This window comes from Pseudomonas sp. ASL3, from assembly GCF_056680425.1.
In genome coordinates this window covers 410,982-434,914 of the sequence record NZ_CM155281.1, presented here as the reverse complement: position 1 = coordinate 434,914, position 23,933 = coordinate 410,982, and the positions used below count along the sequence as shown (strand labels likewise).

At 52.2% G+C, this 23,933-nt stretch carries 17 protein-coding genes; 5 read left to right on the top strand and 12 right to left on the bottom strand.

The window, feature by feature from the left end:
• Both AC1MEE_RS01995 and AC1MEE_RS01990 read left to right on the top strand, forming a co-directional pair.
• Window positions 1-1,287 carry an NAD(P)/FAD-dependent oxidoreductase gene (locus AC1MEE_RS01995; RefSeq protein WP_480413545.1) on the top strand — a complete coding sequence of 429 codons (1,287 nt, stop codon included), beginning with the start codon at window positions 1-3 and terminating at the stop codon, window positions 1,285-1,287.
• 11 nt (window positions 1,288-1,298) lie between these two features.
• The gene (locus AC1MEE_RS01990) at window positions 1,299-1,685 is read left to right on the top strand and encodes a GtrA family protein (RefSeq protein WP_480413544.1); all 387 of its coding nucleotides are present in this window, start codon (window positions 1,299-1,301) and stop codon (window positions 1,683-1,685) included.
• 175 nt (window positions 1,686-1,860) lie between these two features.
• Here the strand turns inward: AC1MEE_RS01990 and AC1MEE_RS01985 are convergent, their stop codons facing one another.
• Window positions 1,861-3,786 (bottom strand): ArnT family glycosyltransferase, encoded by a 1,926-nt coding sequence (locus AC1MEE_RS01985; protein WP_480413543.1) that lies wholly within the window; start codon window positions 3,784-3,786, stop codon window positions 1,861-1,863.
• Between the two features lie 631 nt (window positions 3,787-4,417).
• Between AC1MEE_RS01985 and AC1MEE_RS01980 the strand changes: the two genes are divergently transcribed.
• Entirely contained in the window at window positions 4,418-5,578 is a 1,161-nt protein-coding gene (locus AC1MEE_RS01980) for an acyltransferase family protein (RefSeq protein WP_480413542.1), read from the top strand.
• A gap of 211 nt (window positions 5,579-5,789) precedes the next feature.
• On the opposite strand, the gene AC1MEE_RS01975 is transcribed toward AC1MEE_RS01980, so the two are convergent.
• From AC1MEE_RS01975 to tnpA, 11 genes are all read right to left on the bottom strand, one after another.
• Window positions 5,790-7,139, bottom strand: a complete 1,350-nt coding sequence (locus AC1MEE_RS01975; RefSeq protein WP_480413541.1) for a rhamnosyltransferase WsaF family glycosyltransferase — start codon at window positions 7,137-7,139, stop codon at window positions 5,790-5,792.
• A 2-nt stretch (window positions 7,140-7,141) separates the two neighbouring features.
• Window positions 7,142-8,128 (bottom strand): glycosyltransferase family 2 protein, encoded by a 987-nt coding sequence (locus AC1MEE_RS01970; RefSeq protein ID WP_480413540.1) that lies wholly within the window; start codon window positions 8,126-8,128, stop codon window positions 7,142-7,144.
• On the bottom strand, window positions 8,125-9,057 hold the full coding sequence (locus AC1MEE_RS01965; RefSeq protein ID WP_480413539.1) for an NAD-dependent epimerase/dehydratase family protein: 933 nt from the start codon (window positions 9,055-9,057) through the stop codon (window positions 8,125-8,127). Before AC1MEE_RS01965 ends, AC1MEE_RS01970 begins: the two co-directional genes overlap by 4 nt.
• Window position 9,058: 1 nt before the next feature.
• Window positions 9,059-11,515, bottom strand: coding sequence for a rhamnan synthesis F family protein (locus AC1MEE_RS01960; RefSeq protein ID WP_480413538.1), 2,457 nt, complete (start codon window positions 11,513-11,515; stop codon window positions 9,059-9,061).
• Window positions 11,516-11,535: 20 nt separating this feature from the next.
• On the bottom strand, window positions 11,536-15,417 hold the full coding sequence (locus AC1MEE_RS01955) for a glycosyltransferase (protein ID WP_480413537.1): 3,882 nt from the start codon (window positions 15,415-15,417) through the stop codon (window positions 11,536-11,538).
• A gap of 4 nt (window positions 15,418-15,421) precedes the next feature.
• Window positions 15,422-16,834 carry an ABC transporter ATP-binding protein gene (locus tag AC1MEE_RS01950; RefSeq protein ID WP_480413536.1) on the bottom strand — a complete coding sequence of 471 codons (1,413 nt, stop codon included), beginning with the start codon at window positions 16,832-16,834 and terminating at the stop codon, window positions 15,422-15,424.
• A complete protein-coding gene (locus AC1MEE_RS01945; protein WP_480413535.1) occupies window positions 16,824-17,660 on the bottom strand; it encodes an ABC transporter permease in 837 nt (278 codons plus the stop codon). Before AC1MEE_RS01945 ends, AC1MEE_RS01950 begins: the two co-directional genes overlap by 11 nt.
• A 129-nt stretch (window positions 17,661-17,789) precedes the next feature.
• Complete coding sequence (locus AC1MEE_RS01940) at window positions 17,790-18,701, bottom strand: glycosyltransferase family 2 protein (RefSeq protein ID WP_480413534.1); 912 nt, start codon at window positions 18,699-18,701, stop codon at window positions 17,790-17,792.
• Window positions 18,702-19,417: 716 nt separating this feature from the next.
• Window positions 19,418-20,944 (bottom strand): IS66 family transposase, encoded by a 1,527-nt coding sequence (tnpC, locus tag AC1MEE_RS01935; RefSeq protein ID WP_480411501.1) that lies wholly within the window; start codon window positions 20,942-20,944, stop codon window positions 19,418-19,420.
• Between the two features lie 61 nt (window positions 20,945-21,005).
• A complete protein-coding gene (gene tnpB, locus AC1MEE_RS01930; protein WP_480411502.1) occupies window positions 21,006-21,341 on the bottom strand; it encodes an IS66 family insertion sequence element accessory protein TnpB in 336 nt (111 codons plus the stop codon).
• Window positions 21,338-21,655 carry an IS66-like element accessory protein TnpA gene (tnpA, locus tag AC1MEE_RS01925; RefSeq protein ID WP_480411503.1) on the bottom strand — a complete coding sequence of 106 codons (318 nt, stop codon included), beginning with the start codon at window positions 21,653-21,655 and terminating at the stop codon, window positions 21,338-21,340. The genes tnpB and tnpA overlap by 4 nt, the downstream gene beginning before the upstream one ends.
• Before the next feature lie 267 nt (window positions 21,656-21,922).
• On the opposite strand from tnpA, the gene cysC reads away from it, so the two are divergent.
• Window positions 21,923-22,549 carry an adenylyl-sulfate kinase gene (gene cysC, locus AC1MEE_RS01920; RefSeq protein WP_480413533.1) on the top strand — a complete coding sequence of 209 codons (627 nt, stop codon included), beginning with the start codon at window positions 21,923-21,925 and terminating at the stop codon, window positions 22,547-22,549.
• Complete coding sequence (locus AC1MEE_RS01915; RefSeq protein WP_480413532.1) at window positions 22,546-23,931, top strand: FAD/NAD(P)-binding protein; 1,386 nt, start codon at window positions 22,546-22,548, stop codon at window positions 23,929-23,931. The genes cysC and AC1MEE_RS01915 overlap by 4 nt, the downstream gene beginning before the upstream one ends.
• Window positions 23,932-23,933: the final 2 nt, after the last annotated feature.

The following is a 23,933-nucleotide window of genomic DNA, read 5'->3' as shown; positions in this document are numbered from 1 at the left end:
ATGGGCCAGCGTATTGCGGTACTGGGCGCAGGCCCTATGGGGTTGGCGGTTGCTTATCAACTGGCGCGCGACGGCCACCACCCGGTTCTGTTCGAGGCTGACGACCGCGTAGGGGGCATGACCGCTTCATTCGACTTTTCCGGATTAAGCATTGAACGCTATTACCACTTCCATTGCATTTCCGACCATGCATTCCTTTCTGTTCTTTCTGAACTGGGCTTGACGGACAAGATGCGCTGGGTCGAAACAAAGATGGGTTACTGGTATCAAAACCAACTCCAGCCTTGGGGCAACCCTGTAGCCTTGCTGAAATTCCGCGGACTCAGCCTAGTGGCTAAAGTGCGATACGGGTTGCATGCGTTTCTCTGCACCAAACGCAATGACTGGAAGCCTCTGGACAATGTCGAGGCCACCGGATGGATTAAGCGTTGGGTTGGCCCGGAAGCGTGGGAAGTGCTCTGGCGGCGCTTGTTCGACTACAAGTTCTATGAATACAGCAGCAATCTTTCGGCCGCCTGGATCTGGAGCCGCATCCGTCGGATCGGTCGCTCTCGATACAGTCTGTTCAAAGAAAAACTTGGCTATCTGGAAGGTGGCTCAGACACGCTTTTGCACGCACTGAAAGCCGATATCGAAGCGCATGGCGGTGAAATCCGGTTGAAAACACCGGTAACCCGCGTAGTACTTAACGATGGAAAAGTACAAGGCGTCGAAGTTGGCGGCACTGTAGAGACGTTTGATAAGGTTATCAGCACGATTCCGCTGCCCTATGTACCTCGAGTAATGCCAGACCTGCCAAGTGAGATTCTGGCCAAATACAAGGCTGTAAAAAACATTGCGGTCGTTTGCGTTATTGCCAAACTGCGCAAGCCTGTGTCTGAAAACTTCTGGCTCAATACCAACGATCCAGAAATGGATATTCCCGGCTTGGTGGAATATTCAAATCTACGTCCACTGGATCAGCATATTGTATATGTTCCATTCTACGTACCCGGAGAGCATCCATTATTCTCTGAGCCAGACCAGGCCTTCCTGGACAAAGTCCAGCGCTATTTGAAGAAGATCAATCCGGCGCTGCAGGATGACGACTTCATTGAGCTGCGCGCAAGCCGATACAGATACGCACAACCTATCTGCGACCCGAGCTATCTGGAAAAACTGCCTCCCGTTTCTCTTCCAGTTAAAGGACTGTGGGTTGCTGATACTTCGTACTACTATCCGGAAGATCGAGGTATTTCTGAAAGTATCGATTTTGGCCGTAAAATGGCGCGAGATATAACCTCGTGATACAACAATTCATGTCCAAACAGTTTCTGACCTTTCTACTGACAGGAGGCACTGCGGCGGCCGTAAATTTTGGTTCCAGGGTGATATACAACCAGTGGATGAGTTTTTCCACCGCTGTCATTCTGGCTTACATTACAGGAATGATTACCGCCTTTATTCTCTCAAAACTTTTTGTTTTTTCGGAGAGCCAACAATCGGTACATAAATCCGCGATGTTCTTCGTGCTGGTTAATCTGGTAGCAATACTGCAAACCTTTTTGATCAGCATGGGGCTCGCGTATTACATCCTGCCAAAATTGGGGGTAACTACACTGGTACCGGAAATAGCTCATGCCGTGGGTGTAATTGTTCCGGTGTTCACAAGTTACCTGGGGCATAAACGATGGTCCTTCCGCTAATGTATTGCAATCATTGATCGAGAACCGGACAGTTCCATCTGCACTACCTCTGAGATAATCGTGCATGGTTATCGCAGCTCAATTCCGAGTTGCGACAACCTTCACGAGTGCTAAAAGATTCTGCTGCACCTCCTGCCGGTCGCTGGCAGGAGGCACCTTCAAAACTCCCGCACACTCAACGTGTGATTTTCACGTTTGTCTTGAACTGGCACAGTTCAAGCGTATCTTTGACGACCCTTGCAACTCCGACCGAATAATCTCCAGCTAAAGATTTAACATCGATTACTCGACTGTAACCTGCTGGCCCTAGATTAGTCTGATTGAAAAATGCACTAACGTCGGGTCTTAAAACGGACGCAGCTTCGTAATAGTTAATCGACCCTTTTGAGTCCGTCAGCGTAATGTAAACATTGTCGGCCAACTCGCCTTTAGCACCCGAGACCGTCGTCCAGCCACTGACTGACAACGTTTGGGGGATTTTTTCGAGTTCCCCCACGGAGTCGAGAGAGCCTTCGCAGTTAGCGGTCATCTTGTTTTTGCTGAGATCAATCAGACGTTCTGGCGTACCTACGAAGCAACCAGCCGCCTCCATGAGTTTGAATTTTTTGTTATTAAAGGAAAAATCCAATAGGTCACGGCCTTTGGGTCTTAGCGCCTCGGGGCATACGACAATAGCTCCAAGCGGCAGCCCACCCAGATAGCTTTCCGGATTCGCGAGCGCATTATTGTAGTCTTTATACCAATTCGGAACAGTGAAAGATTTTCGCTCCGAATAGTAAGCCAACGCGGAGCTCCAATCATTCCCGAACGCAACGAATGCCTCACCTGGTTTTACATTGTTTTTTATTGCCGATGCAATCGTCAGCTCCTGATTATTACCAACATTAAAGGTAGTATTTATATCGCCATAATAGCTTTCACTAAAAGCAATATAGTTGCTTGCCATCAAAACCAGAAACAAGCCAAGCAGCATTCCCGTCGAGCGTACCGACTCAAAAATGGCAACTAGCGCTACCGACAGGGCGAAGATCAGGAAGATTGCGTTTGCCGACTGATAATACAAGTGTATTAAATGAAGATTAGTAAAAATGAACAGTGGCAGAACACCCAACAGAATAGAGCCCCCCACAACCACCTTTAGCTTATTGCTTTTAGACACGAGCATCGCGACCAGCATTATCGCCAAACCCAGGATACCACCCAGGTTGTCCTTCAGCATTCGCTTCCAAATAACTTCAACGTACAGCTTTTCGGAAAAACGCTGCGAAACCGTTCCCCAGTTCCACTGAGACAGGGCACTCGAGGTTATGTATGTGCCAAATGCGTTTTTTACTTTTACGATATCCGTATAAAATGCCCATCCAAACCCTATAACAATAGGTAAACCGAACAACACAAAGGCAAGGCAAACATTTTTAACGGTAAAAGCCTTGACCACACTTTTATTATTGTTCACCTCATGAAACAAAAACAGCAAGGCCATCACCGCAAGAACCGGAAGCCCGGTGGTAGCCTTCTGGAGAATGGACAGCACAATAAAGAACACAAACAGCAACGCACTTGTTCTTTTTGCCAAAGTTAAAAATTCAATAAAATATTTTATTGCAACAACAGCAAAGAAAACCGCTGCCGTTTCCATCATGAAACTTCTACCCCACTCCAAATAAATAGGACTGGAAAAAAGAAACCCGACAAAGATAAAGAACACAGCCTTCGGCAAAGACAGTTGTCGACAGATATCTCTTACCGGAAACAGACAAGCCGTCAAAAACAGAAAAGACACCACTCTTCCCGTCGCATCCAACCCGAAGCCAAACAGCTTCGATATTAAAGCCACTACATACTGATAAATTGGAAACTCAAATGGTATTGACCATGGAGCACCAGCCACAGGGGTTTCATACGCAAGCTTGAAACCTTCCTTAACGAACCATAACGATGTCAGCGCCGTTTGCGTCTGTCTAAAACCATACTGCTCCAGCAGTGGCTGGCCAGCATAATTCACCGCTATAAAAAGCGCGTATAAAAATGCTGATACCGCTACAAACTTTAAGAGCACATCTCTCGCCAGACCGTCCCCTGAAAAAAATCCGTATTTCAATCTGCCACCCCGTACCACATCTAAGTTTAGAATAATCTGCCGCCCGCAAAATAATGGCGTCCGGCTGACCGTCACCTACATTCAAGATTGTTATTTATGTGCCCAGCCGCTATCGATTGACATCCTCGTGACGAACAAGAATTAAAACCCCTGATTCTGTAGACCGTTTACTGAAGAACTGCCAACCCGCTCTCGCTACACCTTCATTTCAGACGAAATTTATCTTACATGAATGCATTGTACGACATTCGCATTAGCGTGAACATTTTGAAATAGATGCAAGTGGATGGAGCCAGTCAACAGCCTATGGATGAAGCATCCTGCCTCACAGCGGAACCTCTGCTCTCGGACCAGCCCCACTCCCGTAAGGCAATACACGCACGTCAATCCAACCAACGACCCCGTCTGCCCCTTAGCGGTTGCAGTTGAAAATTAACTGGAACCCATTGTGGGTTGGCACGCCGAGGGAGGGGAACTGATGCTGTACCCCATATATTGCAGATCGCGCCTTGAACCTGATCAAAGGTTCGTAACACCTATCCCAATAAGGAGGAAACAATTTGGCCAAAGCAGCAGTAAATCGAGTAAAATCCCGCAATAATATGTGATATTTGCTTGGAGTAGGGCTGAAATGGAACAAAATGGCGTTATTGGAAGCCTGACGTCTCTTAGGTTTTTTGCAGCATTTGCTATCGTATTACATCATGCCAGAGGTTTGGTTTTCCCCAATGAGTTTTTGCCGGGGATTCCGCTGTCTGCTGGCGTCAGTTTCTTCTTTGTATTATCCGGATTTATTCTGGCTTATGTGTATACCGGAAAAATGGAGTCTGTAGGTCTTTATAAATTTTACACCTCACGTTTTTCAAGAATATGGCCCGCCCATATTTTCACAATGATCTTGGTGGCAGCACTATTCCCTTCATTCGAATGGACGCTTGGCGCACAAAACACCTGGATCGTTACATTACTAAATGTTTTTTTACTTCAATCCCTTGTGCCGGTTCCAGCCTATTACTTTTCGTTTAACGGCGTTTCCTGGAGTATTTCATCGGAACTGTTTTTTTATGCTGCGTTTCCATTCCTACTATTAGGGCTTAATAAAAACTGGTTTTTCAAACTCGTCAGCCTGCTGCTTCTTGGCGGTGTAATAGCCTATTTATTTGACGGCCATGACGCCAACTATTACTCCCCTGATAAATTGACAGCATTTTCCGGGCATGGCCTTTCCTATATAAGCCCACTGTCCAGAATTCAAGAATTCTTCATCGGCATGCTGTTGTTCAAGGTATTCGACTACATCAAAGGTTGGCGTGTATTCGGTTTAGTTTCCTGCACAGCGCTTGAAATATTTTGCATTTTTGCCGTTATATTCTGGACGCAAAAAGCTGTCGGCATCCCTTACGCTCTCGCGGGCGCCGGCAACAATGCATCGGCCGAATTCTGGAGTCACTGCTCAACCGGTGTACTGTTTGGCTTGATGATTCTGTTCTTTGCCATCAACAAAGGCCTAGTGTCGAAGATACTGCAACTTCGCCTCTTTATAGTCTTGGGCGAGATCAGCTTTTCGATGTATATGATTCACCAGATTATTTTCAGGTACTACAGTTCTCACCGTCCCACTTTCGCCTTTCTCCCTGAAGATGCGATCTTTCCGTTTCTTCTAGCGATCATTGTTGCTTCCTCATACATGATCTGGAGATTTATCGAATTGCCTGCTCAAGTGCACCTGAAGAATCTTTTTGCTTATTTGGGTCGTAAGCGAGAGCGCCAGGCGCCTGCTACAACAAACTGATCGAATAGTCCTAATAGACCCGCTACGGCGGGTCTTTTTATTCTGCCCCCCTGAATCTGCGTCCCCAGCACCTGCTGCCCTTCCCCAGCGCTAATCACGCGCCCGATTGCTGACGGTGCACATCGACTGTAACCGAGCCATGAACCCCACATTCAAAGCCGCCATCTGATCCCCGATGCTTTGCTCCCGATCTTTTTATGGAGCCAGCACCTCATGATGCGCCCCGACGCTCAATTTTCGGGTTCTGCGCCAGGGGCCCGGAACCGCTCGTTTTGCCGGCTTCCAGGCTTGGAACCTGTGCCTCAGAAACTGCCACACGGGAATCAGAAGGAAAGGGGCCGGATAAAATTTCCTGAAGCCTTTGAGCCATTTTGTCTCCTTCCAACGACCAGGAGGCGGATGCCGCAAAAGCAAAAGCGTTCTCCTTGAGCTGCTGCGTCAATTCCGGCGATAGCAAAACCCTTTCCAACGCACTCGCCAGCGCGTCAATTGTCGGTTCTGCCAACATTGCGATGTCGTCGTTGAGCAGCCATTCGGTGTACTCGGCGCGATTACTGACAACCGGCACGCCACAGGCCATGATCTCGAGAGGCAACAGCGACAGATTCGTTAGCGACAACACGAGCGCTGCATCGCAAGAGCTGTACAGCTTAGCAAGTTGATCGGGGTTCTGCAGCCCTGCATGCTCGCAGGCAAACGGGAACGTGTAGTGGTGCACGTCCCAGCCGGCCATCACAACTGTCATATCCGGAATGCGCTGTGCAAGCTCCGCCAGTACGAGAACGCCAAGGTCAAAAGCCCGTCTTGCCGTAGGTGGACGGACATAAAAGAAGATGCGTTTGGCAGCTCCTCGAGCAGCAGTGGGATGAGGCTTGTAGAGCGCTCTGTCATAAGAGAAACCAAACGCAGTGGCCTGCATGCCGAACTGTTCGTTCAGTATGCTGGACAGCCAGCTTCCAGCCGTGAACCCATGGAAGCCAAACCGATAGGTCTGCTCTGCCAGCGCGTGCTCCGTACCGGCAGGATAGAACCAGGGTTCGTAATCCTGAACAAAGTAGCACTTATGAGTCTTTGCGCTAATGTTGTTAACCGCGTAGGCGGTTTGCCATGACGTTGCAATTGACGCCGCCGCAGAGGGGATGGATGAATCGATGTAATAGACTTCGATATTGTCGAGATTGAACCACTCTAATATTGTCGACTTTACCTTTGCGACTGAAAGGTCACTGTCTTCTTCGACAATGATTACGCGATTGGTGAAGCCCAGGTTTCCGAGGTGCTGCATGAACCTGAAAATATTCAGGTGTCCACCGGATCCTTTGCCAATCGGCGGGATGTACCAGTTGATGGTTTTTTCTGCGTTTATCAGAGCGTTGTCCGGTTGCTGAATAGTCGGTGCGAACTTCAAGAAGCGGTAGGCATACACAACATCAGGTTTGCTGAACAGCGAGCGGAAACTTCTGATACGACGCGACAATATATTAAAGAAAGAGGAGAAACCTTCCTGATGAATGTGATTCAGTGATTTTTTGACTTGGGATGCAAGTAAATGAGCATTCACGGTTAACGTTTCACCCGTTTAAGTTTTTTGTCACGGGAACAAAACGCTATCAAGGCCGGACATTCAAATCCCGCCCGGGCTCCCAGCCAGCCGCCTGATACCCGCATAAAGTTGTCAATCGGCATTCTTATCGCAGGCAGTATAAACTTCCAGCCATCCTTGGGCAGGTGCTGACGTATCAGCTTGAGATCTCGCAGCGTCAGGCCGATCCAGTTTCTCAGTAAAACAAGAAATCCCTTGGGCTGGTCATAATGAAAGAGGTCGTCCAGGGCCATGCTTTCATCAAAACTTCGCTGGAAACGCTCCCAAAGCCCGTAATTGTGAGAGTGATAAACAACGGCGTCGCGACTGTAGGCCTTCTTGAAGCCTGCCTCGATGACGATGCGTGCCCACGCCTGATCTTCGGAGAAATCCACTTCTGGGTAGGGGTAACGCTCCCAGATCGAACGCCGAATCAATGCGTTGTTGTCGGAAAAAAAATAAAGGAACTGCTGATAACCGGCATCATGACGGTACCTCTCCGGGTCCGTCATTTGTGCCACGGGTTGCAGTTCAAAGCCCGCGAAATGCTGTACAAGTTCCTCGCGTGTAAAAAGTGAGGCATCGTCATAGGCAACATGTTTGCCAAATACGCCGGCAATCTGCTCATCTGCCTCGATGTCAGCTACCAGAGTACGCAACCATGTGTTTGCAACCGGTTGCGCATCCTGGGTGATCATGGCGATGTACTCGCCTCTCGCGCTCTGGATCGCTACGTTGCGCGTGCGTCCGTGCTGAAAATCTACAGGCTCGACATGAATGACGCGGACCGTGGAAGTCTCCCTGGCGATGGCCAGGGTTTCGTCACTCGATCCGGAGTCTATTACAATGACTTCGAACGACCATTCTGTCTGCTGCTCCAGAACGGCTTGTAAGACTGCCTTAAAGCGGCTTCCACCATTTTTTGTGGGAATGATCACCGACACTCTGATACCGGAAACGTGCATCATTTCCCCAGCGTTCTCTTCATCCAGGCGGTCGTTAGTTTCAACCCACTATCCAGATCGACTTTAGGCGACCATTTCAACTCCTTGGCGGCCAATGTATTGTCCAGCACGCTAACAGGAACGTCATAGGGACGGCCGGGAAGGTATTCTTTCGCGATGGTGCCGTCGACGACAGTCTCGATCCGCTCAATTAGCTCATTAATGCTAACGCCGGTGCCTGAACTAATATTGAAAACGCTATAAGGGCCTTGATACTTGAGTGCCAGGGCAAAGGCTTCAGCGACGTCCGAAACATAAATGTAGTCGCGGGTCACGCTGCCATCACCCCATATCTGGATGGGCTCGTCTTTCAGTGCACGGCTCAGGAATACGCCAACTGCGCCTTGAGCGGTTTCGACACGCTGTCGCTCGCCATAGGGATTGGTCACCCGGAGCACGGTCGCCTTGATGCCGTGGAGGTGTTGGTACATCAAGATGTATTTCTCGATGGCCAGTTTAGTGATGCCATACGAAACCTGGGGATCGGTAGGGTGCGCCTCATCGACCGGCAGATAGGTCGGGGCTCCATAGACCGTACCTCCAGAGGAGATGAACACGATACGCGAGACGTGCTTTTCAACCATCGCGTTGAGCATCTGCAGCGTCGATACCAGGTTCGTCTGGATGTCATAAATCGGATCGTCGTTCGACGTCTTCGGCAACGTGGTGGAAACCAGATGCAGAACCACGTCCACTCCTTCCACAGCTTCACTGACGTCATGATTGCTCATCAGATCGCCGGTCAGCCATTCGACGGACTCGGTCAGGGCAAATTTGCGATAGGGCTCTACCCGAGGTCGCTCGAAAATCCGCAGCGAATGACCATCATCCAGCAGGCGGTCGGCGATTGCCGAGCCGATAAAACCACCACCACCAAAGATTAATATTTTCATTTTATCTCGTGATATTTTCGACGTTAGTCAATGCAATGTCATAGCCATTGTTTTGCACGATGATTGGAAACAAGCGTTCCAGAGCATGCAACATACTGCCATCGTATGGCAGCGGCTCAGCCGGATAGTCGGACCAGGACAGCTCTAATGCGTCTAGCGACCGAAGACTTTCAGTCCGGGCCCAAAACATGGATCCTACCGGGAACACGATGTTTTCCGGCAGCGACTTCAATCCAAGACGCGCCTGCAGCGCTTCGGCGAAGGGGCGGTTTTTGCCCCAGTCGACGATATGTGGGTCATCGGCGAATACCATACCCATGCGCGTATCGGCCAGCATTCTGGAAGTAATTACATCGGCCATAGGATATTTTTTGCCCAACAGGTTTTCGAGCAAGAAATCGTACCAGACACTGCCGACTTCTGGATTGCTTTGGTCCTTGCTCTTCTTGGTGTGCAAGTGGCCGACAATGTCGTAGTCGCGCAGATGGCGTTTGTCGAATGCGTTCAAGAAAGGACCAATGTCGCGGCCTTTATTGGGGACCACCTCAATTGCAACCACGCTGCCGGAGTACTGATGGCTTATTGACTCCAGCGCCGTCTTGACCTCCTCGTTCGGCACGCTCAGGAACAAGTCAGGCCGCACCTTGTTGATCGACAGGCAATTGAGCATTTGCTCGAACAAATCAGCATAGAACACATGAACATGCAGTGCTATCCGGCCGCCCTCCACATTTCCCACGATCGGGGATGCCGGAGTCAGCACTTCATGAACCCATGGGCCCGCGGGTTGGCCCGCACGGAGATAGCTGGCGAGCGGGTCTTGGCCAATCGTATAGCCGCTATATTGCTCCGCAAATACCGCTGGATGGAAGCCGGGAAACAGCCTCCGCTCTTTTCCGTTGCTTGCCCAGGACCTGAAATACATTCTCAACGTATCGAAGTCGGAAGCAGCCCTGTGATAACGCGGGATGAAGTCACTTCGGTAGACTTTAGATTGCTCAATCGTTGTGTAGTCGAGTTTTTCCTGCTCCGCCTGAGCGACTGTAGCCTCTGCAATTGTCTCCAGCCCCTGTATGTACGTTTGCATGGCAAACGTACGCGCCGACGTCAGCTTGAGTGTCTCTCCGATCGTTGTAACTGCCGCCTGATCGGCCATCAAGGCAACCAGCTTTTGGGCCATGTCCGTGACGTCCAGATAGCGTGCAACACAAGATTCTCGAAGGCCACAGCTATCAAGGAAATCTACGACACCTGTGGTTTTCTCGAAACAAAGCACCGGTATGCCCAGGCTCATCGCGTCAATGGCCACGTTGGGCAATGGATCAAGGCGCGATGTGATCAATACCACCGAAGATTCCTCGTAAGCGACATGAATCGCCGAGGTTTCAGGAATAAAAGTAATGTGCTCTTCCAAGCCAGCGCGCAAAACCTGATCGTAGAGATACGCCGAGTATTGAACGTCGCCTTCCGGATCATACCCTTTGCCAATCCAGACGAAATGCAAGCCCTCCATGTCTCCTCTTTCAAGGAGACGAGTGGCGCAATCAATGAACAGATCCACGCCCTTGCGCAACTGGACCATTCCGGCGCCAAGGACTATTCGCTTATTGCCATTTTTCAGTTTTCTGAAAATAGCTCTGAGTCGCTCCTCTTCCTGCGCCACCTCCTTTTCGTCGGTGTCGGCGAAGGTGACTTCGCAACGCCCTTGGGGAAGTATGTGCACCGGGTAGCCAGCCAGATTCGGAAAATCTCTGACGGCGCTTTGATGAATCACCGACGAAGAAAATACCGTTCGGGTGGACCAGAACATCGTCTCGAGAAAAGCTGTCTTGGGACGGGTATAGGCGGAAAACTCGTGAATCAGGCTGATCGTCGGAACGAAGTTGGCAGCCAACCCTTGCAGTACGACACGGGACTCGACGCTATTGATCAAGGCGAACTTGATCTTGTTAAGGCTGCAGATTTTGTCGATCAGCAAGCGTGCGTGATCAGGGTTGAAGCGAAGCCCTGTCGAATCGATAAATATAGCGCCCGAATCCTTGAACTCCGCTGTCAGTTCGCCGCCGCCCAAGACCATCGCGATAACGTTGTACCGGAGTTTCAGCATCATGATCAAATTGAGGCTAAGGATCGGCGCCCCAGTCCTGGAAGCTTCATGACTGACAACAATCACGGTTTCACGTGAAGGGTCCAGCTGCGCTATCTCGATACCGCTTTGCAGTACCGGTGAGTAGCCAATTCGCCCCTCTTTGCGCCCATGGAAAACGTAGTGGCTAAACGGATCGCTGCCAGCGTTCTTTATGTCCGGATACTGGTTAAGGTAGAAAACCGGATCGAAGCCCAAGGATGCTCCCTTGACCCTGATGTAGGCTCGCGCATATACACCTTGGCCAACCTTGATTGCCAATTGCTTCATCCGGCTACCTTTGTCACGTAACGCTTTGCTCAATTCGCTCATTCAATCGACTGCATTAAAAGTTAGTAAGTGACGCCGGCAACGACCGTCGTGGCAACAAGCATTTCCTTGCTTGCACAGGCCTGAGGCAACAGGCGAGCCAAAACTCGATCTTCCACTTCCGGGGACAGATGCAGCCCTTTGAAAACCGACTTCCAGCCTGAGAGTTCGCTGATCAGATTCGATAATGTGACAGGGGTGCTCCAGAATACGCCATTCACAGGGTAAGGCTGATGCTCATACTGGGCGGCCTGCAATCCAATGACTTCGCAAAGGCTTGCGGCCAGTACCGAGTCCTGCGACAGGTAGTTGATATTTGGATCTTCGGGGAACACAAGTCCTATCGGAGAATTGGTGTTCCTTTCAGTCAATTTTCCGACAATTGCTCGTAAGGCCAGATGCTCGCCACCGATCATATTTTCAATCAGGTATCGGTGATAGGCGTGATGGGTCGTAAAGTCAGTATCAACAGGTTCTGCATGCAGATCGAGGTGTCCGATGATGTCGAATTCCTGATAGCGAATATCTGCCAGATAAGTCAAAAGAGTGGACAGCGGACCCCGTTCACTCAACAGCACTTTAATCGGCAGGTGATGCTCCTTCTCCAGTGCACTCCTGATGGAAAGTCGACTTGCTTCATCAGTCGTCAGGGCGATGACCTCGATGTCGATGTCGATGTCGATGTCGAGATGATCGAGTACTGCCAGCAGCTGATCAGGTAACGCCACACTGACAAACAAAAGAACCTTGTGTGTGCCTGATTGCAAGGAAGACTTACTCCATGCAAGGCTTTCCACGTTCCAGGGCCCTTGCGGCCGACCTGCTCGAAGGAAATGGGCAAGGGGATCGTGTTGCCCCACAACATCTGCATTCAGCTCCTGGTAGATGGCTGGATCGAACCCCGGGAACAGCTTGCGACGAAGTACGCCGCGCGACCACGAACGCACGTAGCGGCGGATTGCGGAGGATTCATCCTCCAATACCACTCTCGCTGGCGAGTAGTAATCCATGTCAATCACACCCGCCTCTTCGATCGTGGCAGCGTCAAGTCTTTCAAATTGACTTAGCTCGCCTTGGCGGGCGGCGATGTCCACCAGTTTTTCAACATAGTCGGACATATTGAACTCGCGCGCGGCCAGGACTTTCGCCTCCTCACCAACGCGGGCTCTTTCGCTATCGGAAGAGGCCAGGCGAATGATCTTGTCAGCCATGCTGCCGGTATCGAGGTAAGGTGCTACGCAGTCTTGCTCGAGGTTATTGCGCTTGAGAATGTCAGCGATACCCGTTGTTCGGTCAAAGCACAGAACGGGAAGCCCACGCATCATCACATCAATGGCTACGTTGGGCAGGGGGTCGAGCCTGGAACTCAGCAGCAACATATCACTCATCGCGTAGACTTCCTCGATCTGCGCTGTCTCGTGAATGATCGTGAACTGCTCGGCGATGCCACTGCGTTGAATCTGATCGTATAGGTAGACCGAATAAGCAATATCCACATCAGGATTGTAGTTGTCGCCAATCCAGACAAAGCGGCATTTGCTTCCAATAGGGGAGTTGAGAACTCGGGTAGCGCACTCGATAAAAATGTCGACGCCTTTGCGTACTTGTACGCGTCCTGCCCCTAGGATGACGATGGTATCGGCGTCCTGATGCAGAGGTCGCATAGCGTGCTGAAGCCGCGATTTTTCAGCATTGACTTGAGCCAGGTCCTGGGCTTCGCCCGGCACGACACTCTTGCCCTGCGCCAGGACGGGTACAGTGCAATCGCGCAATTGCGGTAGTACCAGCGTGGCACTTTCGAGCGTCACATCTGCCGAAAATACGGTTTGGCTTGCCCACAACAACGCATTTTGAATCGCGACACGAGGTCGGCTATATACCGCAAACTCGTGAATGAGGCTGACAGCCGGAATGTAGCGATCAGCCAATGGCTTGAGAACCAGATTGGATTCCAGGCTGTTCACGATTGCGAAATCGATGCGATGCTTGTCCAGGAATTCATTGATGACCCGGTGTGCGATGACCGGGTCATGGCGATCGATAGGGCCGGCGACAATCGCTCCCGCTTCAAGGAAAGAGTCAATCAGAGGGCCGGGGCCGAAAAGCATCACCACGACATTGAACCGCTCTGTCAGTCGCTGAGCGATGTTGAGGCTCAGAATAGGCGCACCTGTACGAGACGCTTCATGACTGACCAGCAAAACTGTCTGCTTGCCGTTGTCTTGTGATTCGATCGCGCGACTCAGTGCAACCTTGGGAACCGACCCAATACGGCCTTCGTATTGGCCGTGCTCCCGGAAATGCTGCTCGGGATCCATGCCGCAATCGGCAATATCGGGGTACACGGCGAGATAGAAGGCCGAATCGAAAGTCCCTTCAAAGCTGCTGCCCTGTTCATCAACAACTTCAGGTTCAGCCTGATGAATCGCTTCGGCCCCAGATTTAGCGATGGCTTCATCGCTGACTGGCATCATCTGCTGCAAATGCAGTTCAGCGGCACCCATGCGGCCTTCGCTAAGGCCGCGGCCGAGAAAGTGTTCCCGGGCCGAAATACCTGCGGCTTTAACATCTGGATAGGCGTCCAGATAAAAACGTTTATCGAACTCAATACCATTGGACAAATTGATGGCCGGCGTTCTTTTACCCTTGCCGACCAGGCGAATCAATCGCCAGGTGCGTGAACCAAAAAAAGCCGTCCATGCGTTACTGAGGATTTTGACCTGCTCGCGGACACTCAGGAGGCCATTTTGAGCGACATCGTGCGAGAAAGTCAGCTCACTCAAAGAAATATCGAGCGATTGTTTCTGAGCAAGGACGAGATCATGAGCAGCCTGACTGTCTTCGAGCTTTTTCCTGAGCGTATTATGTCTGGTTTTTAGCTCAGCCAGATCCACCTTGAGATCATCGCGCTCAGCGCTTAGGTCTTTGACCTGCGCCTGCAGCGCAATCCGGATTCTGGTTGCCTCTTCAAGCTGGGCTGCAGTCTCATTAAGCTGCCGGTCCCTTGCTACGATTCCTTCATTGGCAGTAATCGTGGCGGCCTCGGATTTCGATACCAATTGCAGCATCGGCAACATCCGCCGCAGCGTCGACATCAATGGCGCAAGGCGCTCTTCGAACTCGACACTGTTGATCGCTAACCGATCGAGCGCGCATTCGCGCAGCAGTTGATAAGCCTGCGACAACAGAGGTGGTTCAATATCGCTGTTGAGCAGCTTCTTATCGTCGTGCTGACCATGTCGCAGCCCTTTGTCCAAGAACTCATCTGCGTATGCGTCAAACTGCTCTTGCGTTGGCGGGGTGAGATCAAGCGCTACGGAAATTCGCTGCAACTGCTTGTAAGGGTCACTCAAAAGATTGTCATACCCCACCAACAGACGCTTCTCTGACGGCGTATAAGCCACGGCTTGCAACATATGCTCCAGCCAGAGCATGTACGACTTGATGGGTTCAAGCTGGTTACGCACGGCCAGCGAGTCCGCAACATTCAACGGGTTGCGCAAGGCAATTACATAGCCCACGTCAAATCCGAGATCGCTCAGCAACTTTTTCCAGAACGGCAGCAGTCTTGTTATACGCGGATCCTTCATGCCCCATATAAGGGTTGAAGCCGTCTTTTGCGCAATCAGCTCCTTGGCGGTCTCGTAAGTCTGCTGAACTTCAGGGTTATCGAACAAATTAGCATCGACCACGCCCATGCGATCGTGTGCCGAGCCGAGATGACCAAGAAGTTGGTTATTGATGGCAATGACATCACTGTCTTCCCAAAATCCGGTAGGGTTATCCGGACCCGCCGGATGAAGTGTATCGCCCAAGGCGACCCCCATGGTGCTGAGGCCACGGGTCAGGGCGCTGGTGCCGCTACGATGCATCCCCAGCACGATGATTATTTTCTTGGTAGTCATGACGTCAAATGCCTTGAACAAATTTCAGCGTTGGCATGCAGTGGAAGTCTACGATGCTTGTGGCCAAGCAGCTCGATTCTGCAATAACACGGAACGCGGCAATATCCAGAGAACGATGCAAAAAGGTCTCGACCTGATCGGAGATGCCCGTTACGCCGGCGTTCAGAAAGTACAAGCCCGTGGTGAGATTGCAGGCAAACTCAAATTGCACATGCACGCTAGTGCCAGCATCGACCCACTCTTCTGACTCTCCAGTCGATGGTGCTGAAACTGCTCCGCCCAGTTCTGCGCCACTCACCGTCTTGATCAGCATGCCAAATCGAACCCGCTCGGCGGTGTCGGCAAAATCGACGATGTAGCGGTACAAATAGCTTCGTCCACGGACTAAGTTGTTAACCTTAACGTTAGACTTCGTATAAATACCGGCATCTCGAATCCGTGCACCCTTGTCCTCGTACTCGATGGTGCTATGGGGTTTGAGGTCAGGGTCGAAACTTTCCTCAATGGTATGCTCGATCTCCAGAGGCGCGGGGGCCTCGGACTCCGCACTCACGCCTGTGGGAACTTCCCCCGCGATGATCTGCTGACGAATAATCGCCCGGCGATCTGCCGCGGCGTACAGCATCTTCTGGTAGTTGCCGACGACTTGTTTGGGAGCTCCCTCTGTCAACTTGTCGCCGCTATCGAGCAGAATGGCCCGGTCGCAGAGTTCGACGATGGCGCTGCCGGCATGGGACACGAACAGGATGGTCGCACCTTTCTGGCGAATGGCTTCAATTCTGGAAAAGCATTTTCGCTGGAACAGTTCGTCCCCTACAGACAGCGCCTCGTCAACGATGAGGATTTCCGGATCGGCGTTGATCGCCACTGCGAACGCCAGGCGCACCGCCATGCCGCTCGAATAGGATTTGACCTGTTGATCTATGAAGTCGCCAATGTCAGCGAAGGCTTCGATTTCCGCGAACCGGTCTTCGATTTCCTGGCGGGATAGACCCAGTATCGTGCCATTGAGATAAACATTTTCCCTGCCGGTGAAGTCTGGATTGAAGCCAGAGCCTAGTTCCAGCAAGGCGGCAATCCGCCCATTGACTTCTACCGAGCCTTGGGAGGCTGCCAGAGTCCCGCAGATGATCTGCAACAAGGTGGATTTGCCGGAGCCGTTTTTCCCGATGATGCCCACGGTCTCGCCGCGAGATACTTCGAAATTGATGTCCTTAAGCGCCCAGAACTCTCGGTAGTACTTGACGGTTGAACCCTTTAGGCGACTTTTAAGCGGGGCGAGTACCAGTTGCTGCAGGCGCTGGCGTGGGCGTTCGTAGATATGAAAACACTTGCTCAGGTTTTCAACACGAATTGCCAGCGGCGCAGCAGGCGTTTGTGCCACGGACTCAACTACGGTAATCATTTCAGAGGACATCAGCGAAACCCGATCTTGTTTTCTGGAACCACGCATATCCGGCAGCGGCGACGATTAGTGAAACAATCAAATAGACTCCCAATCCCATGAAGTCAGGCATCCTTCCCCAAACCAGAATTTCCCTCATCTGTTCGATGATGAAGGTCAATGGGTTGAGCAGGATAATGGTCTGATACTGCTCGGGCAGCGAATGCAAGGGGAAAAAGACCGGCGATAGAAACAGCATGACCGTGGTGATGATGCCGGTGGTCTGTCCCACATCCTGCAGATAGACCCCCAGGGATGCCAGGATCCACGCAAAGCCCAGCGTCAGGATGATCAGGGGCAGCATCACAACCGGGGCCAGCAGAATGCTCAAATGGGGAACCCCTTGAAAGATCGCGTAGGCCAGGATCAGGACGGCCAGGCTGACCAGACTATGAAACAGGGCAGCTCCCAGCGATACGATTGGCAGGATTTCCAGAGGAAAGACCACTTTCTTGACGTAATTGACGTTGCTTAACACGATGCCCGGAGAGCGGTTGATGACTTCCGCGAACACGGCATGCACGATCAGGCCGGTAAACAGCATGATCGCAAACATGGTTTTGCTCTCTTCGGTGCCAGGAGGTGCAATTCCCCAGCGCGATTTGAATACAACGGAAAATACAAACGTATAGACGCTCAGCATCATAAGAGGATTGAGGAACGACCAGAGCAAGCCCAGTACCGAGCCCCGATAGCGGCCAACAACTTCACGCTTGGTCATCTGGAAAATCAGATGGCGGTGCAATATCAAGTTTTTGGAAAGGCCATACAGGCTTGATGTCTTTTGCGGAACACTCATTAAAATATCCAAACGAATGAAAATGATAAGGCGATGGCATCTGTGCAGGACGACGTCAATATTTTACCGGCAGACGGCTGAACAGCTTGGGGGGCTGCCGGCGCATCATCCCTAAGGGGGTATTCATCACTAGATCCTTTTGATCAGAACTGCCAATGCCAGGCCGAGGTTGCCCATCAGGGTTTGTCGATAAAAGCGGCTGGCGACCATTAGCTTGATCCGGCTGATAAGCGGAGCGTTGCGAGCCTGTTCAAAACGCATAAGGCTCACCGCGTTATGCTGGGTCAAATGGGAAGAGAGAGCAGTCAGCGCAGCTATGTTCTTGGCGTTCCATTCGCCGAATGAGCCTTGAAACATGCGTTTGAGGCGAGCCACGCGGCTCTTGATCGAAGTTTTGGCACCGATGACGTTTTGAGTGTGCTGGCGATAATCCAGTGTCGGCGTGGGGTCGTAGTAAACGTCCCCGCCGCAGCCCGTAATCAACAAGTACGCCCACCAGTCATGGCATACCAGTGGCGTATCGGAAGGGGTTTTGTTCAGTAAAGAACAGGGCGCTTGGTTGATCAGCATCGTGTGCCGCCTGCCAGGTTTTGCATCAGCGCATTCTCGAATGCTTGGGCGCTTCCTGAACAATGGGGACAAACCAGTGATTTCCCCTATGACATTGACAATCTGAGTGCGACCGCAATAAAGCGATGGCGCCTCGGGAGATTGACGCTCCAGCCAATCCAGGGCTCTTTGCAGCTTTGTGGGGTGCCAGCGGTCATCCTGATCACAAAAGGTGTAATACGCATGATGACCACATGCCTGGCCCAGAACGGACAAGAAGTTGTTCGAAAAGCCACGCTGAGGTCCCTGGCTGATCAGCAGGCGATCATCGCCCCAAGCATCACGATAGTGCTGCAGAATTTCAAGCGTTTCAACCGTTGAGCCATCGTCCGATGCGTACACCACCCAGTGCTTATGACTTTGAGCTGCGATCGAGTCCAGCTGCTCCTTGAGAAAGCTTTCGCCATTAAAAGTACACAGCAATATAGCCACGGACCCGGAGGCTGCCGCGGGCCTGCTCATGGGTGTGGCGGCGGCGGGGGGCGGATGACTCGGCACAAGTTTGAACGCTCTTTCCATGGTGGGGAGTAAAGCTCTGATATTGCAGCGAAGCTGGTTAGTTTACCGGTTTTATCAATGTTTTGCACCGCGTAGGCACCGGTAGCCATATCCCGCGCCTCCCGCCGCACAAGCCCCGGAAATTGAGGAGTCGAGCTGTCACTTCTAAAAGACGTCCATAGCTGCTTTTAAGGACTCTCCGAACAAGTCCCCAAATGTGCTGAAATACGCCCTCACCACCTGACCCAAGCCCTCCAAAGGTTAACGGCTTCGATTGCGCTTTCGTGTGAACGAGTTTTTTACGCAAAATCGCAGCGCTCTGCTTGTAGCAGCATTATGTCCATGATGCTGAAGGATAGAGTGCAGATTGGTCGATTCAAGGCGCGTAGACTGATGCCAGAGCTGAAGCTGATCAGCAGGCAACTGGGCTCACGGATCTACAAGAAGCGACGGTTGAGCCGCTGAATATGCTGAACGTATTGAGTCGCCAATTTGAGGTGTCGGCACCTAATTAGGTGTGGTATGGCGAAATAACCTATATCTGGGCGCTGGGAAAATGATATTACTTGGCCGCCGTCTTGGATTTTTGTACACGCAGAGTTGTGGGCTGGACTTTATCGGTATGCGTCCGGGCATCACGCCTTGCGTAATTAGACCGGCTGCCACTTATGCGGCAGCAACTCGTCAATCTCACTCGCCCGCTGCGTCGGCAGTCGCGTGAGAACGTCCTTCAGATAGGCATACGGATCATGGCCATTCAGCCGCGCAGACTGGATCAAGCTCATGATCGCTGCCGCCCGCTTGCCGCTGCGTAACGACCCTGCGAAGAGCCAATTCTTGCGTCCAAGAGCCCATGGTCGGATCTGGTTCTCGGCCCAATTGTTGTCTATGGGTACGGCCCCGTCATCGAGGTAGCGCGACAGAGCTGCCCAGCGTTTCAGGCTGTAATCCAGTGCTCTGCTGATAGCTGAACCTTCGGGCACGAGATCGCGCTGGGCGATCATCCAGGCATGCAGTGCATCCATCACAGGCACAGCCTTTTCTTGCCGTATTCGACGGCGTAAATCCGGTTCCAGGTCGCGGACTTCACTTTCGATTTCGTAAAGCAACTGGATGTAGCGCAGGGCTTGCTCGGCGAGCATGCTCTTGTTGGTGGCATGCAGTTCGAAGAACTTGCGCCGCGCATGGGCCATGCAGCCGATCTCGGTCACACCGAGTTCGAAGCTGGCCTTGTAACCACCAAAATCATCGCAGACCAGCTTGCCCTTCCAGCCTTGCAGGAAGTTGCGAGCATGCTCACCGGCGCGGCTGGGGCTGAAGTCGTAAACGACTGCCGCTGTTTCGCAGAATTGGCTGGTGGCGTAGGCCCAGACATAAGAGCGATGGGTTTTCTTTGAGCCCGGAGCGAGCATCTGAACCGGTGTTTCATCGGCGTGGATGACCAGCTGCCCGAGCACTACGTCGCGCAGCGCATCGACCAGAGGCTGCAACTGCACGCCAGTAACGCCAACCCATTGAGCCAAGGTTGAACGCGGAATTGCCAAGCCAGCCCGACCGAAAATCGATTCCTGGCGGTAAAGAGGCAGATGGTCAGCAAACTTGGCGATCATGACATGGGCCAGCAACCCGGCGGTCGGGATGCCCTTGTCGATGACCTGCGCCGGAACGGGGGCCTGGATCAGCGTTTCGCAGTCATCGCACACCCACTTGCCACGGACATGGCGTTCAACGGTAAACACGCCGGGCGTGTAGTCCAGCTTCTCGCTGACGTCTTCACCGATGCGTTTCAGTGCGCAGCCACATGGGCAGTGAGTATTGTCGGGCTCGTGATGGATCAACGTGCGTGGAAACTCTGCCGGCAACGCAGTGCGCTTAGGTTTTTGCTTTTTTTCGGTCGCCGCTGGCACTGCTTGCAAGGCCTGAAGCTCTGCTTCAATCGCCGCGATATCGGTATCGATCAAGTCATCGAGCAAGCTGGCCTGCTGCGGATTCAACTGCTCGCTGCGCTTGGCAAACTTCAAGCGCTTGAGTTGTGCGATCTCGTGGGTCAGCTTCTCGATCACCGTTTGGTCGCGGTTGATCTTCTTGCCCATAGTGTCGACCTGCGACAGCAACTGCGCTGCCAAGGCACGCAGTTGGTCGGGAGACATTTGGTCGAGATTGGGCGAAGAAGTCATGCTGCGGATTTTGCCAGAGCGGGCAATTCACAGCGATAGACCGATAGGCTAATGGTGGCCTTTAAAGCAGTGTGATCGCGCTGCCGGAACCCACGCGTTGCCATGGCAGGCCCAGCACCAAGGCTTGAAGTTGCTCGGCATCCAACTCCATCTCAGAGCCATGGCGAATGCCTGGCCAGTGAAACTTGCCTTGGTTCAACCGGCGAGCAGCCAGCCAGATTCCGAAGCCGTCATGCACCAGCACTTTCATGCGAGTGGCGCGGCGATTGGCGAACAGATAAGCACAGTGCGGCTTCGCCGCACCAAACACCGCGATCACTCTGGCCAGCGCAGTCTCGGTACCCGCTCGCATATCCATCGGTTCGGTGGCGAGCCAGATGGCATCGATGCGGATCACAGGGCAAGCCCCCGGATGAAGCGGGCGCACCCTTCGGGATCGCAAGTTGGCCATTTCACTGTGAGCGTTTGCTGACCGAGCGGTAATTCAATGATCGCCGACGCTTCGGTCTTTCGTTTTGGTTCGACTTTCAAAGCAATGAAGGCTGGCAGCGCGACTGCCTGTTGATCACGATAAAGCGGTATCCACCGGCGAACGACATTGGCGTTGATACCGTGCCTCATCGCAATAGCCGCCACGGAAACACCGGGTTGTTCGCACTCTTGGACGACTTGGGTTTTGAAGGATTTCGGGTAGGACTTACGTTGGCGCATGGCGATCCTGGCGTTAAGGGTAATTGCGTCCGCTTAAAAATACGCGGACACAATCGCCCTTATCGGCCGGGCTCGGAAGGTGTGTTCGCCGGCCCCTTACCTTTATCGAGCAGAACCGAAGCTGATCTTGTCGCCAAGGCACCCGACTGGCGTCAGCAGTCGCCGAGGAAAAACTTGACGAGCGGTCTTGGACTAGTTGACCACTACAAACTCTATGCCAGAGATGTTACGGTAAACGTAAAGCTCATCTCTCGGTAGGTGGGCTTAATGGATCAGTTGCTTTCAAGAGATGTCCGGATAGTGAACAAAAATTTGATTTTTCAACCTTCTGTCGTAGACGCCTCAACGAGAGCATTTGTGAAAGGGCAGAGACCGGTCACTTTATGGCTAACCGGCCTTAGTGGTGCTGGCAAGTCGACCATTGCCAATGCGCTAGAGTTGGCGATGGTCGAGCGGGGCCGGCATACCTATCTGCTTGATGGTGACAATGTGCGTATGGGGTTGTGCCGCGATCTTGGATTCAGCGATACGGATCGGGAGGAAAATATACGGCGGATCGCCGAGGTCGCCCGGTTATTTGTGGACGCTGGCCTCATTGTGATAACCGCATTCATATCGCCGTTCCAGCGTGATCGTGCCATGGCGCGTAACGTGATAGGTGATAAGGCCTTTGTCGAAGTTTTCATTGATACCCCTCTGTCGGAATGCGAGCGGCGAGACCCTAAAGGGCTGTACGGTAAGGCGCGCTCGGGGGCGATTAAGAATTTCACTGGTATTGATTCCGCTTACGAAGGTCCGGTTGATCCAGATATCTGCATCAATACTCTCGTTGATGACTTGCCAATGGCTGTAGGAAAGATTCTGGCCTACCTGGACGAGCGAGGCTTCGCATGAAAACCCTCGTGATTATTGGGGCGGGTTTCAGTGGGGCGATCACGGCTATTCAGTTTTTGAAGCATAGCCCGCCAGGAGTGAGCGTTGTTCTGATCAATCGATCGGGAGTTATGGCGCGGGGTTTAGCTTACGGCACCAGTAGCTCCCAGCATTTGTTGAATGTGCCGGTTGGCAATATGACGGCCTTGGTTGATGAGCCGGAATCGTTCTTGAGTTTTTGTCAGAGCAGACTTCCGGGTGTCCTTGCTTCTTCATTTGTGCCGCGCAAACTCTATGGTGATTACCTGGCCTCGATGTTGGATGCTGCCGAGCGCAATTGTCGTGATGTATCGCTGAAGCGTTTATCGACTGAGGTACATAGTCTGCAGCCGAATGAAAACGGTGCAGTCGTTGAGTTGGCAAACGGTGAGGTATTGAGCGCTGACCAAGTGGTACTGGCCTTCGGACATTTTGCACCTCTTGATCCTCCAGGTGTGGCGCCAGCGATTTTAGCTGGGCGCTACCAGCAAGATCCTTGGGAAGGTAATCGAGTGCTGTCTGAAACAAAGAAGCCTTTACTGTTGCTGGGATCTGGGCTGACGGCTCTGGACGTAGCTCTGGGTTTCAATCAGACAAATCATGGCCCCATCTATATGTTGTCACGACGTGGGTTACTTCCGTTGGCCCACCGCCCCCACCGCGGCGGTGCAGCCCCTGCCGCTGGGTTTAGTGAACAGTTACTGAGCGTACCGCCTACGGTGACTAATTACCTTCGCGAAATTCGTCAACAGATTAAGGCGAGTGCCAATGATGGCATTGACTGGCGAGACTTGCTCGCGGCCTTGCGGTCAGCCACACCAGCACTTTGGATGCGACTGTCGGAAAATGAGCGTCGTCGCTTCTTGCGTCACCTTCAACCGTATTGGGATGTGCACCGTCATCGTGTTGCACCCGAGACTTATGAGCGTCTTCAAGAGGCGTTGGCGAGTGGGCGTATCAAGCCTATAGCTGGTCGGATCAGGGCTATGGAGTTGGGCGCTGACGGTTTGCGGGTGAGTATCCAGCGGCGCGGTGGGCAGAGCGTCGAGCAGATCGATGTAGCGCAGGTTATCAACTGTACCGGCCCTAATTCGAATCTACATCGTGTCAATGACCGCCTGATTGTTCAGCTACGTGATGAGGGGCTAGTGCAACCCGACCCTCATGGTTTGGGGCTGCGTGTTGACGGACGTCTGGCTGTAAAAAGTGCCGAAGGGGTTGCATCCTCATGGTTATCCTACGTAGGTCCAATGCTAAAAGCCGACTTTTGGGAGGCTACGGCAGTTCCAGAGTTACGACAGAATGCCAAGTTTTTGGCTTGTAGACTTGCGGAAGATTTTCGCCTCCAGTCTAGCGCACGCTAGAG

Excerpts from the sequence above, each read along its gene's own strand:
- AC1MEE_RS01995 (WP_480413545.1), top strand. The coding sequence starts at position 1 with ATGGGCCAGCGTATTGCGGTACTGGGCGCAGGCCCTATGGGGTTGGCG.
- AC1MEE_RS01990 (WP_480413544.1), top strand. The coding sequence starts at position 1,299 with ATGTCCAAACAGTTTCTGACCTTTCTACTGACAGGAGGCACTGCGGCG.
- AC1MEE_RS01980 (WP_480413542.1), top strand. The coding sequence starts at position 4,418 with ATGGAACAAAATGGCGTTATTGGAAGCCTGACGTCTCTTAGGTTTTTT.
- AC1MEE_RS01970 (WP_480413540.1), bottom strand. The coding sequence starts at position 8,128 with ATGATGCACGTTTCCGGTATCAGAGTGTCGGTGATCATTCCCACAAAA.
- AC1MEE_RS01965 (WP_480413539.1), bottom strand. The coding sequence starts at position 9,057 with ATGAAAATATTAATCTTTGGTGGTGGTGGTTTTATCGGCTCGGCAATC.
- AC1MEE_RS01960 (WP_480413538.1), bottom strand. The coding sequence starts at position 11,515 with ATGAGCGAATTGAGCAAAGCGTTACGTGACAAAGGTAGCCGGATGAAG.
- AC1MEE_RS01955 (WP_480413537.1), bottom strand. The coding sequence starts at position 15,417 with ATGACTACCAAGAAAATAATCATCGTGCTGGGGATGCATCGTAGCGGC.
- AC1MEE_RS01950 (WP_480413536.1), bottom strand. The coding sequence starts at position 16,834 with ATGTCCTCTGAAATGATTACCGTAGTTGAGTCCGTGGCACAAACGCCT.
- AC1MEE_RS01945 (WP_480413535.1), bottom strand. The coding sequence starts at position 17,660 with ATGAGTGTTCCGCAAAAGACATCAAGCCTGTATGGCCTTTCCAAAAAC.
- tnpC (WP_480411501.1), bottom strand. The coding sequence starts at position 20,944 with ATGACTTCTTCGCCCAATCTCGACCAAATGTCTCCCGACCAACTGCGT.
- tnpA (WP_480411503.1), bottom strand. The coding sequence starts at position 21,655 with ATGCGCCAACGTAAGTCCTACCCGAAATCCTTCAAAACCCAAGTCGTC.
- cysC (WP_480413533.1), top strand. The coding sequence starts at position 21,923 with ATGGATCAGTTGCTTTCAAGAGATGTCCGGATAGTGAACAAAAATTTG.
- AC1MEE_RS01915 (WP_480413532.1), top strand. The coding sequence starts at position 22,546 with ATGAAAACCCTCGTGATTATTGGGGCGGGTTTCAGTGGGGCGATCACG.